The sequence below is a fragment of the Nocardioides sp. cx-173 genome, assembly GCF_021117365.1.
Taxonomy (GTDB): Bacteria; Actinomycetota; Actinomycetes; order Propionibacteriales; family Nocardioidaceae; genus Nocardioides.
On record NZ_CP088262.1, the window covers coordinates 791432 to 810045 of the forward strand.

An 18614-nucleotide genomic window follows, 5' to 3' on the forward strand; every position below is an offset into this window, starting at 1 on the left:
GAACGTGTGCAGTACGTGAACTCTCTCCTCGACCTGATCGGCAACACCCCGCTGTTGCGCCTCTCGCGCACGCTCGACCTCCCGGACGGCGGTGGTGCCGAGCGCGGACCGCTGGTCCTGGCGAAGATCGAGTACCTCAACCCCGGGGGGTCGGTGAAGGACCGCATCGCGACCCGGATGATCGAGGCCGCGGAGGCCTCGGGCGAGCTGCAGCCGGGCGGCACGATCGTGGAGCCGACCTCCGGCAACACCGGCGTCGGCCTGGCGATGGTCGCGCAGAAGAAGGGCTACAAGTGCATCTTCGTCTGCCCCGACAAGGTCAGCGAGGACAAGCGCAACGTGCTCAAGGCCTACGGGGCCGAGGTCGTCGTCTGCCCCACGGCCGTCGCGCCCGAGCACCCCGACTCCTACTACAACGTCTCCGACCGGCTCTCCTCGCAGCCGGGCGCCTGGAAGCCCAACCAGTACGCCAACATCCACAACCCGCGCTCGCACTACGAGACCACCGGCCCGGAGATCTGGGCGCAGACCGAGGGCCGGATCACCCACTTCGTCACCGGCATGGGCACCGGCGGCACGATCACCGGCGTCGGGCGCTACCTCAAGGAGCAGAACCCCGAGATCAAGGTGATCGGCGCCGACCCGGCCGGCTCGGTCTACTCCGGCGGCACCGGCCGGCCCTACCTGGTCGAGGGCGTCGGCGAGGACTTCTGGCCCGAGACCTACGACCGCACCGTCGCGGACCGGGTCATCGAGGTCTCCGACGCCGACTCGTTCGCGTTCACCCGGCGGCTGGCCCGTGAGGAGGCCCTGCTGGTCGGCGGCTCGTCCGGCATGGCGGCGTACGCCGCGCGGCAGGTGGCGCACGAGCTGGCCGGCACCCCGGAGGGCGAGAACGCCGTCATCGTCGTCCTGCTGCCCGACTCCGGGCGCGGCTACCTCACCAAGGTGTTCAACGACGAGTGGCTCGGCCAGTACGGCTTCGACAGCGGCCAGGAGCCCGCGGCGCAGACCGTCGGCGAGGTGCTCCGCGGCAAGTCCGGGCAGCTGCCGCAGCTGGTCCACACGCACCCGAGCGAGACCATCGCCGAGGCGGTGCACATCCTGCAGGAGTACGGCGTCTCGCAGATGCCGGTCGTGCGCGCCGAGCCGCCGATCGTGGCGGCGGAGGTCGCCGGTTCGGTCTCCGAGCGCACCCTGCTCGACGCGCTCTACGCCGGCACCGCCCGCCTGACCGACCCCGTCGAGGACCACATGTCCCTGCCGCTGCCGACGATCGGCTCGACCGAGGACGCTCGGGACGCCGTCGCGCTGCTCGGCGACGCCGACGCCGTACTGGTCCACGAGGACGGCAAGCCGATCGGCGTGCTCACCCGCCAGGACCTGTTGACGTTCCTGACCCGCGGCTGAGCCGCTAGTCCCGCAGGTCGACGACCGCGCGGCCGTGGACCTCGCCGTTGGCCTGGCGGGTCCAGGCCTCGCCGACGCGGTCGAGGCCGAAGACCTCGTAGGGGACCGCCAGGCGGCCGGCGGCGGCGTGCTCCTCGATGCGCGTCATCGCGTCGCTGCGCTGCTCGGCGGTGAGGTCGTTGTTGGTGTAGCCCAGGATCGTGCGCGAGCCGCTGCGCAGCTGGGCGGAGGAGAACGTCGCGGTGGCGCCGGCGCTGCTGCCGAGGTTGACCAGCCGGCCGTGGGGCGCCAGGCAGCCGAGCGCCGCGGTCGCCGGTACGCCGCACAGCGGGTCGAGCACCAGGTCGACCTCGCCCACGGTCTCGCGCATGCGCTCGGTCAGGCTCTCGGCCGAGTCGTCGCGGGCCAGCGCCACGAACCCGTCGGCGCCCAGGTCCAGCGCGTCCTGGTGGGCCTCGGGTTCGAGGGCGGCCCCCCAGACCGCCCCCGCCCCGTGCAGTCGGGCGGCCTGAAGCGCCACCCGCCCGACGACTCCGCTGGACCCCAGGACCAGCACCCGCTCGCCCGCCTCCAGCCCGCCGCGCAGCAGCAGCGCCGTCCATGCGGCGATGGCCGACAGCCCGAGCGCGGCGAGGTGCTGCTCGTCGACCGTCCCGGAGAGGACCACCAGCTCGGCGTCCGCCACGACCACCCGCTCGGCGAGGCTGCCGTCGCCCGGGGCCATCCCGGCCGACGTGGGGAACCACACCGGCGTCCCGGCCGGCACCGAGGCCGACGACTCCACCACCCCCACGCCCTGGACGCCCGGGACGTACGGCGTCGCCGGCTCCCCGAAGTACGACGTGCCGCTCGCGCACAGCAGGTCGAGCGGCGTGATCGGGGCCGTGACCGTGCGGACCAGGGCCTGCCTTGGCCCCGCCGACGGCGCGGGGTGGTCGCCGACGACCGGCGGCTGCCCGCACCGGGCGACGAGGGCCGCGCGCATGGTCACGACCGGGCCTCCGGGTCGACGTAGACCGCGTTGCGGTCGACGGTGTCGTAGATGGCGGCGGCCACGCCGGGGCTGCGGATCTCCTCGGCGATGTGGCCGAGGAGCCCGGCGCACCGGGCCAGCAGCACCGTCCCTCGCAGCAGCTCCTGGGGGATCCCGAGGTCGGCGAGCGCGGCGCCGCTCACCCCGGCGCCGTTGAGCGGCAGCCGCTTGCCCAGCACCTGCTCGTGGGTGCGGCCGATGGCCTCGAAGAGCGCCAGGTGAGGGCCGTAGAGGCCCTCCTCGTGGGCGATCTGCACCAGTCGCGGCGTGCGCGGGTCGCCGTCCTTGTGCACGGGGTGCCCCAGCCCCGGCACGAAGCGCCCCGCCTCGTGCTGGGCGCGCACGGCCTCGAGCGCGACCGCGTCCCAGCCGGCCTCGTCGGAGGGCGGCGTCTCGAGCCCGGCCAGCACATCGCCCAGGAAGCGCCCGGTGTCCTCCGTGACGCCCAGGAAGCGCGAGCCGCCGCCGAGCAGCCCGGCCGCGAGCGCGCCCTGGATCGAGTCCGGCGCGCTGAGGAAGGTTACCCGGGTCGCGATCGCGGTGGGGGTGAACCCGTGGTCGGCCAGTCCGATGAGCACGGCCTCGAAGAGCCGGCTCTGCTGCGGGGTGGGGCGCTCCAGGGTGATCAGCCAGTAGGCCAGCTCGCCGAAGGAGACCCGCCCCATCAGCTCCTCGGTCACGTCGTGGCCCAGCAGCGACATCGTGGCGAGGTCGGAGGTGCCCAGCGAGGTCGGGAACTGTGGTGCGTCGGCCATGGCGGCGCCCTTCGGTCGGTGGTCAGGCGGACGGGAGACCGAGCCAGGCCCGGACCTCGTGCCCGTGCTCGTCCAGTGCGGGCGGCGGCAGGTCGTAGCGGGTCGGGCTGGCGCTCATCCGGATCGGGTTGCGGACGGTCGGGACGTCCCCGGCGAGCACGACCGGCTCCAGGCCCAGCCGCTCGGCGAGCTCGACCCCGCCCCGCACGTCGTTGATCGGGCCGCACGGGACGCCGGCCTCGGTGAGGACGTCGAACCACTCGTGCGCCGAGCGCTTCGCCAGCGCCTCCAGCAGCAGCGGGCGCAGCTCCTCGCGGTGATCGTTGCGCCGGCCCACGCGGTCGAAGCGCTCGTCGTCGGCGAGCTCCGGCACGCCCAGCGCGTCGACGAGACGGCGGAACTGCCCGTCGTTGCCGGCCACGACGATCAGCTCGCCGTCGCCGGTCGCGAGGGGCTCGTAGGGGAAGAGGCTCAGGTGGGCGTTGCCCATCCGGTGCGGCACGACGCCGCCGGCGACGTACGCCGAGCTCTGGTTGACCAGCGAGGAGAGGGCGGTCGAGAGCAGGTTGGTCTCGACGTGCTGGCCCTCGCCCGTGGCGTCGCGGTGCCGCAGCCCGGCCAGGATCCCGATCACGGAGTTCAGGCCGGTCATCACGTCGAAGACCGAGATCCCGGCGCGGTAGGGCGGACCGTCCGGGCTGCCGGTCAGGCTCATCAGCCCGGACATGCCCTGGACCAGCAGGTCGTAGCCCGGCAGCGCCGCACCGCCGGCGGCGCCGAAGCCGCTGATCGAGCAGTAGACGCTGGCCGGGTTGCGGCCGGCGACGGCGTCGTACCCCAGGCCGAAGCGATCGAGCCCGCCCGGCTTGAAGTTGTGGATGAAGACGTCGGCGCGCTCGGAGAGGGCGTGCGCCACCTCGAGGTCGCCTGGGTCCTTGAGGTCGAGGGCGATCGAGCGCTTGTTGCGGTTGATCGCCAGGTAGTAGGTGCCGACCTCGTCGCGCGTCGGGGGCACCCAGTGCCGGGTGTCGTCGCCGTCCGGGCTCTCCACCTTGACCACGTCGGCGCCCAGGTCGGCCAGCAGCATGGTGGCGTAGGGGCCGGCCAGCACCCGGGAGAAGTCGGCGACCAGCACCCCGTCGAGGGGTCCGCGCGGTGCTGGGCTCATCGAGACTCCTGTAATGCGGACGACTGTCCGCAAACTGTCGCCCGCTTCAAGGTGCCTGTCAAGGCGTACGAACGGGCCTTGACAGGTGACGGGCGTTACACGAGGGTACCGAGCACGGACATCTGTCCGTTGAGTCGACACGGAGGCCGCCATGACCGACAGCAGCGACACCCAGTCCGTCGCCGGCGCCCCCGCGGTGGTCTTCCGTGGCGGCACCGTCCTGACCATGGACGAGCGGCGCACCGTGCTGGAGAACGCCGACGTCCTGGTCGTGGGGGAGCGGGTCGAGGCGGTCGGGCCGGCGCTGGAGGTGCCCGAGGGCGCCGCCGAGATCGACGCCTCCGGCGGGATCGTGATGCCCGGCATGATCGACACCCACCGGCACATGTGGCAGACCGCGCTGCGCGGCTACGGCGCGGACTGGACGCTGACCCAGTACTTCGTGTGGAACTACCTCGAGCACGGCAAGCACTTCCGCCCCCAGGACATCTACGCCGGCAACCTGCTCAGCGGCCTCGAGGCGCTGGAGGCGGGCGTGACCACCAGCGTCGACTGGTCGCACAACCTGCAGACGGTCGAGCATGGCGAGGCCGCCGTCGACGCGCTCGAGGAGGTGCCGGGCCGCTTCGTGTTGGCCTACGGCAACATCCAGGCCGGCCCGTGGGAGTGGGCGACCTCGCCGGACTTCCGCTCCTTCGTGGAGCGCCGCATGAAGCGCACCGACATGCTCGGCTTCCAGATGGCCTTCGACGTCACCGGCGACCCGGCGTTCCCCGAGAAGGCGGCCTTCGAGGTCGCGCGCGAGCTGGGTGCCCCGGTGACGACGCACGCCGGGGTCTGGGGCGCCACCAACGACGACGGCATCCGGCTCATGCACGACCACGGGTTCATGACCCCCGAGACCGTCTACGTCCACGCCGCCACGCTGAGCGAGGACTCCTACCACCGGATCGCGGCCACGGGCGGCCACGCGTCGGTCTCGGCCGAGAGCGAGTCCAGCTGCGGCCAGGGCTACCCGTCGAGCTGGGCCCTGCGCCGCTACGGCGTGCCGATCTCGCTGTCGGTCGACACCAGCGTGTGGTGGAGCGGCGACGCCTTCTCGGCGATGCGCTCGACGCTGTCCTCGGACCGCACCCGCGAGCACCACGAGGCGCACGCCGCCAACGAGACCGTCACCCACATCGGCCTGCGCGCCGCCGACGTCGTGGGCTGGGCGACCCGCGGTGGCGCGCGGGCGCTGGGCCTCGACGACGTCGTGGGCAGCCTCGAGGCCGGCAAGAAGGCCGACGTGGTGCTGATCAAGAACGACGCCTCGCCGGTGATGTTCCCGGTGCTCAATCCCTACGGCCACGTGGTCTTCCAGGCGCAGCGCGGCGACGTGCACACCGTGCTCGTCAACGGCCGCCTGGTGAAGCACGAGCACCGGCTGGTCGACGCCGACCTGGCGAAGGCGCGCGCGGCGGTCGAGGACACCATCGAGCACCTGCGCAGCACGCTCGGTGAGGACGAGTGGCTGGCCGGCATGAGCCCGGAGATCCCGGAGTCCAAGGTGCTGGACAACCCCTACACCTACACCGACTACGCCGACTCCTCGACGCACCGCCGCTGAGCCGGCGGCGGTAGGGGAGGCTCAGCGATGCGGCTCGGTCATCGGTCGCGACAGCCACAGGGACCAGTCTGCGGAGATCTCGCCGGCGGCCTGGATGAGCATCGGCAGGTAGCTGCCGGTCAGGGTCTCGACGCTGGTCTCGGCGGCGTGGACGGTGACGTTCATGGCGGCGCGCACGGCGCCCTCGCCGTCGCGCACGGGGACCGCGACCGAGCGGACGCCGCGCGCGAGCTCCTCGTCCGCGAGCGCCCAGCCCCGGGCACGCACGTCTCGCAGCTCCTGCTCCAGCGCGTCGCGGTCGGGCTCCGGCTGTGTCAGGCCCGAGCGGGTCGGCAGCGCCAGCACCCGCTCGCGCTCCTCGGCGCTCAGGGCGGCGAGCAGCACCTTGCCCTGAGAGGTGAGCGTCGCGGGGAACAGCGTGCCGATCTCGACGCGCAGCGCGATGATCTTGGGCACCGCCGCGCGGGCGACGTAGACGATGTCGGAGCCGTCGAGCTGCGACATCGAGGACGACTCGCCGGTGCGGGCGACCAGGTCCTCCAGGTGCGGGCGCGCCATCTCCCACAGCCCGAGCGAGCTCGCGTACGCCGAGCCGAGCCGCAGCACCCGCGGGGTCAGCGTGAAGCCGCCCTTGCCGGAGCGGACGAAGCCCAGCTCCTCCAGGGTGAGCAGCAGCCGGCGGGCGGTCGGCCGGGCGAGGCCCGTGGCCGTGGCGATCTCGCTGAGGCTCTGCTGGCGGTGGGTGGCGTCGAAACAGGCGATCACGTCCAGACCGCGTGCCAGCGCCTCGACGAAGTCCGCGCTCTGCCCTCGACCTGCCATGCCTGCATGTTCGCACAGCGGACGCTCCGAGTGCGGTATTGGTGCTCGTCGATCCGCATGCCGGACGAACGTACGTCTCATCCCGCCGAGAGGAGCCGCTGACGATGGCGAAGCTGGTCGCGATCCTGGCCACCACCCACCACCCGTTCTACTACCGCACCAGCCGGCTGGCGCCGGAGGAGGCGCCGCCGTTCGCCGCCGAGTGGGTGAGCAAGGTGGCGTCCTACCGCGAGACCCTGACCCGGATGCGCCCCGACCTGCTGGTGATGGTCGGCTCCGACCACTTCCACCAGCTCTGGCTGGACAACATGCCGCAGTTCCTGGTCGGCAAGGCGCCGTTCTACGACGGCAACTGGGAGAACGAGACCCGCGAGTTCGGTCTGCCCAAGCTCCTCTTCCGGGGCCACGAGGAACTCTCGGAGTACCTGCTGCGCGAGGGCATCGACAAGGGCTTCGACCTGGCGTTCTCCAACGAGCTGCGCGTCGACCACTCGATCACCTGCCCGATCTTCACGGTCCGCCCGCAGAACGACCTGCCGATCGTGCCGATCTACACCAACATCTTCGCCCCACCCCTGCCGCGCCCCGAGCGGTTCGTGCGGTTCGGTCAGACCATCCGCGAGCTGATCGACGCCTGGCCCAGCCACCTGCGGGTCGCCGTGATCGGCACCGGCCATCTCTCGCTCGAGCTCGGCGGGCCACGCCAGTTCGGCCCGCACGGGCCGGACCCGGACTTCGACGCCAAGGCGGTCGAGTGGATCCGCAGCGGCGACATCGACGGCTGCCTGGCCAACGTGACGCTGGACAGCCTGCACGCGCCGGGCAACGCCACGCACGGCTTCATGGACTTCATGCTGATGATGGGCATCGCCGGCTACGCGCAGGCCGACTACGCCGACCACCTCGACCTCTTCCACACGATGGAGGCCTACTTCACCTGGTATCCGAACGGAGTCGAGGCATGAGCAAGTACCTGGTCAACAAGTTCCTCTTCACCGTCGACCGCGACCACGCGCTTACCGAGAGCTATCGCGAGGACCCGGCCGGCACCGTCGCCTGGTGGGAGGACGAGGAGGCCAACCGGATCCTCAACTGCATCACCGCCGAGCAGAGCACCTGGCTCTCCTTCACCGACGCCGAGCGCCAGGCGCTGGCCACCCACGACCACGTGGCGCTCTTCGAGCTCGGGGCGCACCCCTTCCTCACCCTCACGCTGTGGATCGCGATGTTCGAGCGCGACTTCGAGGAGCCGCTCGGCATGCAGCTCGACTACGCCGCCAAGCTGGCCCACGTCGAGCTGCCGTACCCCGACATCGCCACCTGAGCCGTGCGGGCCGTCCCCGGCTAACATGGAACGTGTTCTAGTTCTGCGACCCGGAGGCGACATGACGGCGACCCCTGCCATCGAGGGCTGGTTCACGACGGGCGCCGACCCGGCGCTGCTCGGCAGCCGGTGCACGCCCTGCGCGACGGTGTTCTTCCCGAAGGTGGACGGCTTCTGCCGCAACCCGGCCTGCTCCGGCGAGACCTTCGAGGAGGTTCCCCTGTCGCGGCACGGGCGGGTGTGGTCCTACACCGACGCGCAGTACCAGCCGCCGCCGCCGTACGTCCCGGCCGCCGAGCCCTACGAGCCGTTCGCGCTCGCGGCCGTCGAGCTGCCCGAGGGCCTGGTCGTGCTCGGCCAGGTCGCCCAGGGCTACGGGGTCGCCGACCTGAGCGTCGGCCAGGAGGCCGAGCTCGTGGTCGAGACGCTCTACACCGACGAGACGGGCGAGCGCACGATCTGGCGCTGGAAGCCGGTCGTGGAGCTGGGACAGGAGGCCGACCAGTGAGCACGGAGGTCGCGATCGCCGGCGTGGGGATGCACCCTTGGGGCAAGTGGGGCAGGAGCTTCGTCACCTACGGCGTGCACGCGGCCCGGGAGGCGCTGGCCGACGCCGGCATCGCGTGGACCGACGTCGACCTCGTCGTCGGCGGCGAGACCGTCCGCAACGGCTACGCCGGCTACGTCGCCGGCGCGACGTTCGCCCAGGCGCTGGGCTGGAACGGCGCGCGGGTCGCGACGTCGTACGCCGCCTGCGCGACCGGGGCGCAGGCCCTCGACACCGCGCGCGCCCGGATCCTCGCCGGGATGTGCGAGGTGGCGGTGGTGATCGGCGCGGACACCACGCCCAAGGGATTCCTGGCGCCCAACGCGGGGGAGCGGTGGGACGACCCTGACTGGCTGCGCTTTCGGCTGCTGGGGATGACCAACCCGGCGTACTTCGCGCTCTACGCGCGCCGGCGCATGGACCTCTACGGCGCGACGCAGGCCGACTTCGCCCAGGTGAAGGTGAAGAACTCCAGGCACGGCCTGCACAACCCCTACGCCCGCTACCGCAAGGAGGTGTCGGTCGACGACGTCCTCGGCTCGGCGGTGGTCTCCGATCCCCTGCACCTGCTGGACATCTGCGCCACCTCCGACGGTGCGGCGGCGGTCGTGCTGACGAGCGTCGACTACGCGCGCCGGCACGGGCGCGACTCGCCCGTGCGGGTGCGGGCGGTCTCGACGGTGACCCCGACCTTCCCGCACACCGTCCTGGACATGCCGAACCTCTCCACCGACTCCAGCGCGGTCGCCGGGGTGCCGGAGCGGACGTTCAAGGAGTCCCTTGCCCGGGCGGCCTACGAGGAGGCCGGGATCGGCCCCGAGGACGTCGACGTCGCGGAGGTCTACGACCTGTCCACCGCGCTCGAGCTGGACTGGATCGAGGACCTCGCCCTGTGCCGGCGCGGCGAGGCCGAGGCCCTGCTGCGCGCCGGCGACACGACGGTCGGCGGCCGGATCCCGGTCAACCCGTCCGGCGGCCTCGCCTGCTTCGGCGAGGCCGTCCCCGCCCAGGCCCTGGCCCAGGTCTGCGAGCTCACCTGGCAGCTGCGCGGCCAGGCCACCGGCCGCCAGGTCGAGGGCGCCCGCGTCGGCATCACCGCCAACCAGGGCCTCTTCGGCCACGGCTCCTCGGTGATCCTCTCGACCTAGGTCGCGAGGCCCAGCTCGACCACGAGCTCCTCACGGAGCCGCTGGGCGGGCCTCCACCACGCGGGCACGGCGGTTCGCTCCCACGCTGCAACGGGGACCAGCCCGCGCGCCGCGAGGGTGGTCATCACGAGGCTCTCCGCTTCCGGATCGCGGGCGAACGCGAAGGGGTTGCGGTATCGCCCGTCCCGGAGCCGGGGGTACTTCGCATCGTCCTCGGCGATGAGGCGCAGGAGCTCGTGGCCACGTCCCTCGACGTAGGAGAGGTAGGCGCGGTCGAAGGGCCCCACCTGTCGCCTGGTGTCGGGGTCGTTGCGCACCCACTTGGACCAGTCGAAGCCGTAGAGGAAGTCGTGCAGGTACTGGAACCCGACGCTCGAGCTGCCGCCGTAGATCCGCATGATCCGCGTGTACAGCAGCTCGTAGCCCTGGATCAGCTCGATCGGGTCTCGCGCCGCGATCGCCTGCCGGAGCAGGCTCTCGGCGAGGTAGCCGAAGTCCCAGAAGATGTTGTTCGGGAAGTGTCGCGCCGACTCGACCACGATGCGCTCGAGCGAGGAGAGCAGCTGACCTGCCGTCCCCTCCTCGAGATGGGTGTCGGCGAGCCAGCGCGACGGGTCCTCGCACCGGGGTGCTCGCCGGGGGTCGAGGGTCCGCGGCTCCAGGCCGTGGTCGAGCAGGACAGCGTCAAGCCAAGGCACGGTGCTCTCTCCCCTCAGGCCCGGGGACGGGCGCATGCTTCGTGGACCTCGGTCAGCCAGCGCTCGAAGGAGTCGAGGCCGCGGGCCAGCTGCCGCATGGCCTCGGTCCCGATCGCCACGCCGTCCACGCCGGCGACGCCGCGGATCCGAGCCACGTCTCCCGCGCTCCGGATGCCGAAGCCGCAGAGGACGGTGGAATCGGGCGCGTGCCTCTTGATGCCCTCGACGGCCGACCGGATCACCGCGGTGGGCAGCATCGTGCCACCGGTCCGATCGGCGACCCCGAGGTAGATCAGGGCCGGAGCCTCGACGCTGCGCAGCTCGTCGCCCAGATCCCCGGACAGGGCGGAGACGAAGCGGACCAGGCCGGGTCGAGGCCCGACGCCGGATCGCACGGCGTGCTCGACCCTCACGTCGTCGGTCATGACGGCGTCGATCGCAGTGCCGAGCTCCTCGCCGGCGAAGGCGGCCGCGTCGCGCCCCCCGTCCGCGATGTGGATCAGCAGGTTGGGCCGGAACTGTGCATAGAACCGCAGCAACGCGGTGTCGGACAGTCCCAGCCCGGCGGACTCGTCGTGCGCCTCTCGGATCGTCCGGCTCACCGGCGAGTCCCGCCAACGGGCCACGGGAAGGCCGCACTCCACGACGTCGACGCGCCGTTCACGCAGCAGGTCGAATGCGCGCTCGGAGCGTGATCGGGAGGGGAAGCCGTGGACGAGGTAGACCGCCAGAGCCAGCCGACCAGTGTCGCCGGCGGCGCGGATCGCCTCGACGACGCCGAGGTTCGTCACGGTCGTCTCGAGGTGGCGGCGACCGCTCTTGCCAGCACTGCCGGATCGGCCAGGGTCGCGGGATGACGCAGCATGTAGGTCACGTCGTTGAATGCGCGCGTGACCTCGCCGTCGAGCAAGGTCGCGGCGGTGATCTGCTCCATGGCCCAGCGCTGCTGCCGTACGTCGTCGGGCACCTCGGTCCCCTTCTCCGCATCGAGGCGAGCGGCGTCGCCCCCGGCCGAGACCGCCCAGGCCGCGTCCACGACCACGCCCTGAAGCTCGAAGAACCGCCGAGCAGCCGTGCCGAGATCGGGCTCGCCCCCGAGGTAGAGCGCCAGGCAGGACGCATGCAGCGCGGCCGAGCTCATGCCCTGGCCGTAGATGGGGTTGAACGACGCGACCGCGTCGCCCACGCTGACCAGGCGCGCGGGGAAGTGGCTCGCCTGGGTGAAGTGGCGACGTCGGCTCTCGGCCTGGTGGTAGGTCACCACGTCGCGCGTGAGCGCTCCGGCAGTGGCCTCGGAGAAGACGCCGGGCAGCCCGGCGCAGGCGGCGCGGAACTCCTCGATCGTGCGCCCGGGCCGGCTCGCGCCGTAGCCCATCAGCATGACGAGCCACTGCTGGTCCTCGATCGCGTTCGCTGCGGCGACCGACACCCCGCCCGAGGGGTACTCGGGCGAGAAGAGCCCCAACGCGCCGGCTGTCGCCAGTTCCGCGAGCGTCACCGGCCGCTCGAACAGGGCTGTCGCGTAGTTGATGGGGGCTTCCAGCCGCTCGAGCTGCGGTTCGGTGTACCCGCTCGCCCTGAGCCAGCTCGACAGCCTGCTGGAGCGTCCCATGGCATCCACGACGAAGTCCGCTTCGAGCACCTCGGTGCTCCCATCGCCCCGGCCTCCCTCCGCGGCCGGGGCGTACTCGACGGCGCTGACCGCATCGTCGACGTACTGCAACCCGGTGGCCCGCCCCCGCACGACGGAGACGTGGGGAAGAGAGGTCACCCGGTCCCGGATCAGGGCCTCCAGGAGGGGCCGTCCGATCGCGAGCAGGTGATGGCCCGCACCGTCCGGCGCTTGACGCACGCCGTCGAAGGCGGTGACCGCCTGGTCCGGACCGACCAAGGAGGCGCCGCGGCTCTGTGCCTCCTCCGTGATGCCCGGAGCCCACCGCTCCAGCCACAGGTGGCCGGCCGGGAGCAGCGTGTGCACCTGCTGGTCCTGGGGGACTCCGGGACGCGAGCCCCCCGGCGCCAGGGGCTCGTCGGCCTCGATGACGACCACCCGGCGGGCGTGGTCGGAGAGCACCCGCGCGGCCAGGAGCCCCGCGATGCTGCCGCCGATCACGCAGGCCGTGTCCAGAAGCACGGACAGGTCTCCGTGCGGGTCTCCGGGCGGGCTGACCCGGACGATCTCTTCGAAGAGGGGGAGTGGGGACTCGGTCATGGAACCAGCTTCCGTCGGTGGAGGTCGCGTCCACGGTGGTCCGACCGGAGCCTCTGCGTCTTGTGCCAGCCGGTCGTCCGGTCGGTACCTCCGTGCCACGCCGGATCCGGAGCCGCTCGCACGCAGCTGCGTCCCTTCTCGACGCACGTAGCCTGTCGTGGTGGACCGTGCCGAGGGCATCGTGGGCTGGCGGGTCGGCGGTGCCTCGCGCCCCGTCCTCGACATCACGGTGCCCTATGCCGACGAGCGCCGGAACCAGGCATTGCTGAGGGAGTGGCGACGCCAGGCCGGCGCATCGTTCCCGGTGCCGCCGCTCAGGCTGCCGCGGCGCAGCGAAGGGTCCTATCGGGTCCGCATCCGCGCCTACGAGCTGCTCGACCTCCCGGTCCAGGACCAGTACAGCGACGCGGTCGCCGGGAGCACCGGAGGCGAGGGTGGGCACTACGGGGACGAGGTCGTCACCCACGTCACCCTCAGCGGGGAGTGGCGGTTCGCATCCCGGGGCCAGGAGTCCCGGGTGGGAGCCGGGATGCTGGCCGTGCGACGCAACGAGCGACCCTGGGACTTCGAGGTCGCCCGCGGGACGCGAGCGATCGCGGTGGTCCTGCCGGCCAGCGCGGTCCGGTTCCCGGCGGGGACGGACCTGGTCGCCACCGATCAGGCGGCTCCCGCCGCACGGCTGCTCCTCGCCCAGCTGCGTCTGTTCGCAGAGGTCTCGGGCGACCTCGGGCTCGCCGCCACGACGGCGGCACGCGACGCCACGGTCGAGCTGTTCCAGGGCCTGGTGAACGACCAGGTCAACGACGACGCGAGCTTCGCTCCGGCGCTTCTGGAAGCGGCCAAGGGCCTGATCGAGGCCCGCCTGCTCCACGATCCCGACATCGACCCCCGATCCATCGCGGAGGCGCTCCACGTGTCTCCTCGCACGCTTTACCGGGTCTTCGCCGAGGAGGCCGCGCCGTCGGTGATGGCCTACGTCCTCGGGCGGCGCCTCGAGCGCGCCCGGGCCGAGCTCCTCTCCACGCGCCTGACCGTGTCCGAGCTGGCCGGCCGCTGGCACTTCGCCGACGGCAGCCACTTCGCCAAGGCGTACAAGAGGCGGTTCGGCGAGACACCGACCGCCAGTCGCCGGTCGTGAGCCGCTACGCGTCCTCGCCGACGTAGACCCAGTCGCCGCGCCGCAGCTCGAACGTGCTTCGCTCGCGCCGCTCGCCGGCGACCCCGTCGCGCGTGTACGACGCCACGAACTCCACCCAGTCCTCGCCGGAGTCGACGATCTCCAGGCCGGTCCACGTCAGCGCCGGGTCCGGCTCGATGGCGTCCGGGCGGGTGCGCGGGTGCCACGTCCGGAAGACGTAGTCGAGGTCGTCGACGGCGTAGGCCGCGTAGCGTGCGCGCATCAGCTCCACGGCGGACACCGCGGTGGCCGAGCCGCGGTGCAGGCGGCCGCAGCAGGCGTCGTACGTCGCGCCGCTGCCGCAGGGGCACGTCTGCTGCAGGCTCATGGACGGCACCCTAGGCCAGCGCCCAGAGGCCTTGGACCCGGCACCGGGATTGCGCAGGTGGTTAGGTTTGAGGTGTGACTTCCACTACGGCTCCGACCATCTCCACCGTCGGCGAGCTGCGCGCGTCCGGCCATGTCGCCAAGACGCTGCGCACCGAGATCCGCGACAACCTCCTCGCCGCCCTCGCCGAGGGCCGCGACCCGTGGCCGGGCCTGCACGGCTTCGAGACCACGGTCATCCCGCAGCTCGAGCGGGCGCTCATCGCCGGCCACGACGTGGTGCTGCTCGGCGAGCGCGGCCAGGGCAAGACCCGGATCCTGCGTACGCTCGCGGGCCTCCTGGACGAGTGGACGCCGGTCATCTCCGGCTCGGAGCTGGGCGAGCACCCCTACGAGCCGATCACGCACGCCTCCCAGGCGGCGGCGGCGAGCTACGGCGACGACCTGCGCATCTCGTGGCGCCATCGCAGCGAGCGGTACGCCGAGAAGCTGGCCACGCCGGACACCTCGGTCGCCGACCTCATCGGCGACGTCGACCCGATGAAGGTGGCGGAGGGCCGCTCGCTCGGCGACGTCGAGACCATCCACTTCGGCCTGATCCCGCGCAGCCACCGCGGCATCGTCGCGATCAACGAGCTCCCCGACCTCGCCGAGCGCATCCAGGTCGCGATGCTCAACGTGATGGAGGAGCGCGACATCCAGATCCGCGGCTACGTCCTGCGGCTGCCGCTCGACGTCCTGGTCGTGGCCAGCGCCAACCCCGAGGACTACACCAACCGCGGCCGGATCATCACCCCGCTCAAGGACCGGTTCGGCGCCGAGATCCGCACCCACTACCCGAACGAGCTCGACGCCGAGATCGCGGTGATCCGGCAGGAGGCCGACCTCGTCGCCGAGGTCCCGGACTACCTGGTCGAGATCCTGGCCCGCTTCACCCGCAACCTGCGCGAGTCGTCCTCGGTCGACCAGCGCAGCGGCGTCTCGGCCCGCTTCGCGATCGCCGGCGCCGAGACCATCGCTGCCGCGGCGATCCACCGCGCCACCGTCCGGGGCGAGGACGCGGCCGTGGCCCGCGTCGTCGACCTGGAGACCGCGGTCGACGTCCTGGGCGGCAAGATCGAGTTCGAGTCGGGCGAGGAGGGCCGCGAGGACGAGATCCTGACGCACCTGCTGCGCACCGCCACCGCCGAGACCGTCCGGGCCCACTTCCGCGGCCTCGACCTCGGGCTGCTGGTCGACGCGATCGAGTCCGGCGCGATGGTCACCACGGGCGAGCAGGTCACCGCCCGCGACTTCCTGACCGGGCTGCCGGTGCTGGGGGAGTCGGAGCTCTACGACGACATCTGCGACCGGCTCGACGCCACCAACGACGGCCAGCGCGCCGGCGCTATCGAGCTCGCCCTCGAGGGCCTCTACCTCGCCCGCAGGATCGGCAAGGACTCCGACGGATCCGAGACCGTCTATGGCTAGGTCCCGCGCCAGCCGCTTCCGGCGCTACGACGGCGGCGACCCGCTCGCGCCGCCGGTCGACCTCGCCGAGGCGCTCGACGCCATCGGCGAGGACGTGATGGCCGGCTACAGCCCTGAGCGGGCCATGCGGGAGTTCCTGCGCCGCGGTGGCAAGGACCAGCAGGGCCTGGACGACCTGGCCCGGCGCGTGGCCGAGAGGCGCCGCGACCTGCTCCAGCGTCACAACCTGGACGGCACCCTGCAGGAGGTCAAGGAGCTCCTCGACCACGCCGTGCTCGAGGAGCGCAAGCAGCTCGCCCGGGACGCGATGATGGACGACGCCGAGCGGGCCTTCGCCGAGATGCGCCTGGAGAACCTCCCCGACTCCACCTCCGCGGCGGTCAGCGAGCTCTCCGACTACCAGTGGCAGAGCCGCGAGGCCCGCGAGGACTACGAGAAGATCAAGGACCTGCTCGGCCGCGAGATGCTCGACCAGCGCTTCGCCGGGATGAAGCAGGCCCTCGAGAACGCCACCGACGAGGACCGCGCCGCGGTCAACGAGATGCTGCAGGACCTCAACGGCCTGCTGGAGAAGCACCACCGCGGCGAGGACACCACCGCGGACTTCGACGAGTTCATGGACAAGCACGGGGACTTCTTCCCGGAGAACCCGCAGAACATCGACGAGCTCCTCGACGCCCTCGCCCAGCGGGCCGCCGCCGCCCAGCGGATGCGCAACTCGATGACCCAGGAGCAGCGCGACGAGCTCGACGCGCTGGCGGCGCAGGCGTTCGGCTCGCCCGAGCTCATGCAGTCGCTCGCGCAGCTCGACGCCAACCTCCAGTCGCTGCGTCCCGGCGAGGACTGGGGCGGCTCCGAGCGGCTCGAAGGCGAGGAGGGGCTCGGCCTCGGCGACGGGACCGGCGTACTCCAGGACCTGGCGGACCTCGACGCCCTCTCCGAGCAGCTCTCGCAGTCCTACGGCGGCGCCCGCATGGACGACGTCGACCTGGACAAGCTGTCCCGTCAGCTCGGCGACCAGGCGGCGGTCGATGCGCGCACCCTCAAGGAGCTCGAACGCGCCCTGCGCGACAGCGGCACCCTGCGCCGCGACTCCAGCGGCCAGCTCAAGCTCACCCCCAAGGCGATGCGCCAGCTGGGCAAGGCGCTGCTCAAGGACGTCGCCGACAAGATGTCGGGGCGCCAGGGGCAGCGCGACCTGCGCCAGGCCGGGGCCGCGGGCGAGCGCTCCGGCGGCACCCGCGAGTGGGCCTTCGGCGACACCGAGCCCTGGGACGTGACCCGCACCGTCACCAACGCCGTGATCCGCACCGTCTCCGAGGGCGGCGACGCCAGCCACGGCGTCCGGCTCGAGATCGGCGACGTCGAGGTCACCGAGACCGAGGCCCGCACCCAGGCCTGCGTGGCGCTGCTCGTCGACACGTCGTTCTCGATGGCGATGGACGGCCGCTGGGTGCCGATGAAGCGCACGGCGCTGGCGCTGCACACGCTGATCAAGTCGCGCTTCCGCGGGGACGCCCTGCAGCTGATCTCGTTCGGGCGGCACGCGCAGGTGATGGACATCGAGGAGCTCACGGCGCTCGACGCGATGTGGGACAAGGGCACCAACCTGCACCACGCGCTGCTGCTGGCCAACCGCCACTTCCGCAAGCACCCCAACGCCCAGCCGGTGCTGCTGATCGTCACCGACGGCGAGCCGACCTCCCACCTGGAGGCCGACGGCGAGGTCTACTTCTCCTACCCCCCGCACCCGCTGACCGTCGCGTACGCCGTACGCGAGCTCGACAACGCCGGCCGGCTGGGCGCCCACACGACGTTCTTCCGCCTCGGCGAGGACCCCGGCCTGGCTCGATTCATCGACTCCATGGCCAAGCGCGTCGACGGCAGCGTGGTGGCCCCCGAGCTCGACGACCTCGGCGCCGCGGTCGTGGGCTCCTACCTCGGCTCCCGCCAGGGCGGCAGCAGCCCCATGGGCGACCTGCGCGGTGCCTACGGCGACTGGTTCGGCGGCCGCGGCTTCTGGGCCGGCGGCTGATCCATCGTCAGTGGGGTGCGCGGAGCAGTCGGGCGAGCTCCTCGACGCCGTCGACCAGTCGCGGGGCCGGGCGCGCCCAAGAGGCGTCGGCGTCGACGGCGTGCACGGGTACGCCGGGCGGCAGGACGCCCCTGGTGACCAGCTCGTCGGCGAGGGCCTGGGCTCCGTCGAGGTCGTAGCCGCAGGGCGCGACGATGACGACGTCGGGGCGGGCGTCGTGGACGGCCTGCCAGGTGACGCGCACGGAATTCGCCCCCGCGGTGCCGAGGGCGACCTCGCCACCCGCGGCCTCGATCATCTCCGGGATCCAGTGGCCCGGAGCGAACGGCGGGTCGGTCCACTCCAGCAGGGCGACGCGCGGTCGCGGCCCGGCGGGTACGCCGGCGCGCACCGCCGCCAGCCGGTCTCGCAGCGACGTGACCAGCGCGTCGGCCTCGCCCTCGTGGCCGGTGGCCTTGCCGAGCACCAGGACCGAGTCGAGCACGTCCTCCAGCGTGTGCGGGTCGTGCGTCAGCACGTCCGCCGTACAGCCCAGGTGCGCGAGCGCGTCGTCCACGACCGAGACGTCGACCGCGCAGACCGCGCACAGGTCCTGGGTGACGACCAGGTCGGCGTCCAGGCCGGCGAGGGCGCCCGCGTCGAGGCGGTACAGGTCCTCCCCGCGCGCCACCGCCTCCGACACGAACGCGTCGATCTCCGCCGGGGTCAGGCCCGCCGGCATCGCGGAGCTCGACACGACCCGACGCGTCCGGGCCTCGCGTGGGAAGTCGCACTCAAAGGTCACGCCGACCACAGCGTCCCCCGCGCCCAGGGCGAAGAGGATCTCGGTAGTGGCGGGCAACAGCGACACGATGCGCACGCATCCACCCTAGGGTTGGG

At 72.3% G+C, this 18614-nt stretch carries 18 protein-coding genes; 9 read left to right on the forward strand and 9 right to left on the reverse strand.

Translation table 11 applies throughout. The features are described from left to right. Positions 1-6 precede the first annotated feature (6 nt). Positions 7-1410 carry a cystathionine beta-synthase gene (locus tag LQ940_RS03685; protein WP_231243216.1) on the forward strand — a complete coding sequence of 468 codons (1404 nt, stop codon included), beginning with the start codon at positions 7-9 and terminating at the stop codon, positions 1408-1410. A 4-nt stretch (positions 1411-1414) separates the two neighbouring features. Here the strand turns inward: LQ940_RS03685 and LQ940_RS03690 are convergent, their stop codons facing one another. Genes LQ940_RS03690 through LQ940_RS03700 form a run of 3 tightly spaced genes read right to left on the reverse strand, consistent with a single transcriptional unit; the run spans position 1415 to position 4366 of the window. Further along, a complete protein-coding gene (locus tag LQ940_RS03690; protein ID WP_231243427.1) occupies positions 1415-2395 on the reverse strand; it encodes a quinone oxidoreductase family protein in 981 nt (326 codons plus the stop codon). 2 nt (positions 2396-2397) lie between these two features. Continuing rightward, positions 2398-3198: a citryl-CoA lyase gene (locus tag LQ940_RS03695; protein ID WP_231243217.1), complete on the reverse strand. Its 801-nt coding sequence runs from the start codon at positions 3196-3198 to the stop codon at positions 2398-2400. A gap of 22 nt (positions 3199-3220) precedes the next feature. Next, positions 3221-4366 carry a CaiB/BaiF CoA transferase family protein gene (locus LQ940_RS03700; protein WP_231243218.1) on the reverse strand — a complete coding sequence of 382 codons (1146 nt, stop codon included), beginning with the start codon at positions 4364-4366 and terminating at the stop codon, positions 3221-3223. Between the two features lie 151 nt (positions 4367-4517). Here LQ940_RS03700 and LQ940_RS03705 point away from each other — a divergent pair, with 151 nt between their 5' ends. Beyond that, the gene (locus tag LQ940_RS03705) at positions 4518-5975 is read left to right on the forward strand and encodes an amidohydrolase family protein (RefSeq protein ID WP_231243219.1); all 1458 of its coding nucleotides are present in this window, start codon (positions 4518-4520) and stop codon (positions 5973-5975) included. Between the two features lie 21 nt (positions 5976-5996). Here the strand turns inward: LQ940_RS03705 and LQ940_RS03710 are convergent, their stop codons facing one another. Further along, entirely contained in the window at positions 5997-6797 is an 801-nt protein-coding gene (locus LQ940_RS03710; RefSeq protein ID WP_231243220.1) for an IclR family transcriptional regulator domain-containing protein, read from the reverse strand. 104 nt (positions 6798-6901) lie between these two features. Between LQ940_RS03710 and LQ940_RS03715 the strand changes: the two genes are divergently transcribed. From LQ940_RS03715 to LQ940_RS03730, 4 genes are all read left to right on the forward strand, one after another. Beyond that, a complete protein-coding gene (locus tag LQ940_RS03715) occupies positions 6902-7762 on the forward strand; it encodes a hypothetical protein (RefSeq protein ID WP_231243221.1) in 861 nt (286 codons plus the stop codon). Continuing rightward, the gene (locus LQ940_RS03720) at positions 7759-8121 is read left to right on the forward strand and encodes a hypothetical protein (protein ID WP_231243222.1); all 363 of its coding nucleotides are present in this window, start codon (positions 7759-7761) and stop codon (positions 8119-8121) included. The genes LQ940_RS03715 and LQ940_RS03720 overlap by 4 nt, the downstream gene beginning before the upstream one ends. A 61-nt stretch (positions 8122-8182) precedes the next feature. Then, the gene (locus LQ940_RS03725; protein ID WP_231243223.1) at positions 8183-8629 is read left to right on the forward strand and encodes a Zn-ribbon domain-containing OB-fold protein; all 447 of its coding nucleotides are present in this window, start codon (positions 8183-8185) and stop codon (positions 8627-8629) included. Next, complete coding sequence (locus LQ940_RS03730) at positions 8626-9816, forward strand: lipid-transfer protein (RefSeq protein WP_231243224.1); 1191 nt, start codon at positions 8626-8628, stop codon at positions 9814-9816. The genes LQ940_RS03725 and LQ940_RS03730 overlap by 4 nt, the downstream gene beginning before the upstream one ends. Here the strand turns inward: LQ940_RS03730 and LQ940_RS03735 are convergent. Genes LQ940_RS03735 through LQ940_RS03745 form a run of 3 tightly spaced genes read right to left on the reverse strand, consistent with a single transcriptional unit; the run spans position 9813 to position 12726 of the window. Then, a complete protein-coding gene (locus tag LQ940_RS03735; protein WP_231243225.1) occupies positions 9813-10514 on the reverse strand; it encodes a hypothetical protein in 702 nt (233 codons plus the stop codon). The two genes, LQ940_RS03730 and LQ940_RS03735, sit on opposite strands and share 4 nt — an antisense overlap. 14 nt (positions 10515-10528) lie before the next feature. After that, on the reverse strand, positions 10529-11305 hold the full coding sequence (locus LQ940_RS03740; RefSeq protein WP_231243226.1) for a tryptophan synthase subunit alpha: 777 nt from the start codon (positions 11303-11305) through the stop codon (positions 10529-10531). Beyond that, entirely contained in the window at positions 11302-12726 is a 1425-nt protein-coding gene (locus LQ940_RS03745; RefSeq protein ID WP_231243227.1) for an FAD-dependent oxidoreductase, read from the reverse strand. The genes LQ940_RS03740 and LQ940_RS03745 overlap by 4 nt, the downstream gene beginning before the upstream one ends. A gap of 160 nt (positions 12727-12886) precedes the next feature. On the opposite strand from LQ940_RS03745, the gene LQ940_RS03750 reads away from it, so the two are divergent. Continuing rightward, complete coding sequence (locus LQ940_RS03750) at positions 12887-13864, forward strand: AraC family transcriptional regulator (RefSeq protein ID WP_231243228.1); 978 nt, start codon at positions 12887-12889, stop codon at positions 13862-13864. Between the two features lie 4 nt (positions 13865-13868). On the opposite strand, the gene LQ940_RS03755 is transcribed toward LQ940_RS03750, so the two are convergent. Beyond that, on the reverse strand, positions 13869-14231 hold the full coding sequence (locus LQ940_RS03755) for a YchJ family protein (RefSeq protein ID WP_231243229.1): 363 nt from the start codon (positions 14229-14231) through the stop codon (positions 13869-13871). Positions 14232-14305: 74 nt separating this feature from the next. Between LQ940_RS03755 and LQ940_RS03760 the strand changes: the two genes are divergently transcribed. Beyond that, positions 14306-15700 (forward strand): sigma 54-interacting transcriptional regulator, encoded by a 1395-nt coding sequence (locus tag LQ940_RS03760; RefSeq protein WP_231243230.1) that lies wholly within the window; start codon positions 14306-14308, stop codon positions 15698-15700. Further along, entirely contained in the window at positions 15693-17735 is a 2043-nt protein-coding gene (locus LQ940_RS03765) for a vWA domain-containing protein (RefSeq protein WP_231243231.1), read from the forward strand. The genes LQ940_RS03760 and LQ940_RS03765 overlap by 8 nt, the downstream gene beginning before the upstream one ends. Before the next feature lie 7 nt (positions 17736-17742). Here the strand turns inward: LQ940_RS03765 and LQ940_RS03770 are convergent, their stop codons facing one another. Next, positions 17743-18594 carry an ABC transporter substrate-binding protein gene (locus LQ940_RS03770; protein WP_231243232.1) on the reverse strand — a complete coding sequence of 284 codons (852 nt, stop codon included), beginning with the start codon at positions 18592-18594 and terminating at the stop codon, positions 17743-17745. Positions 18595-18614: the final 20 nt, after the last annotated feature.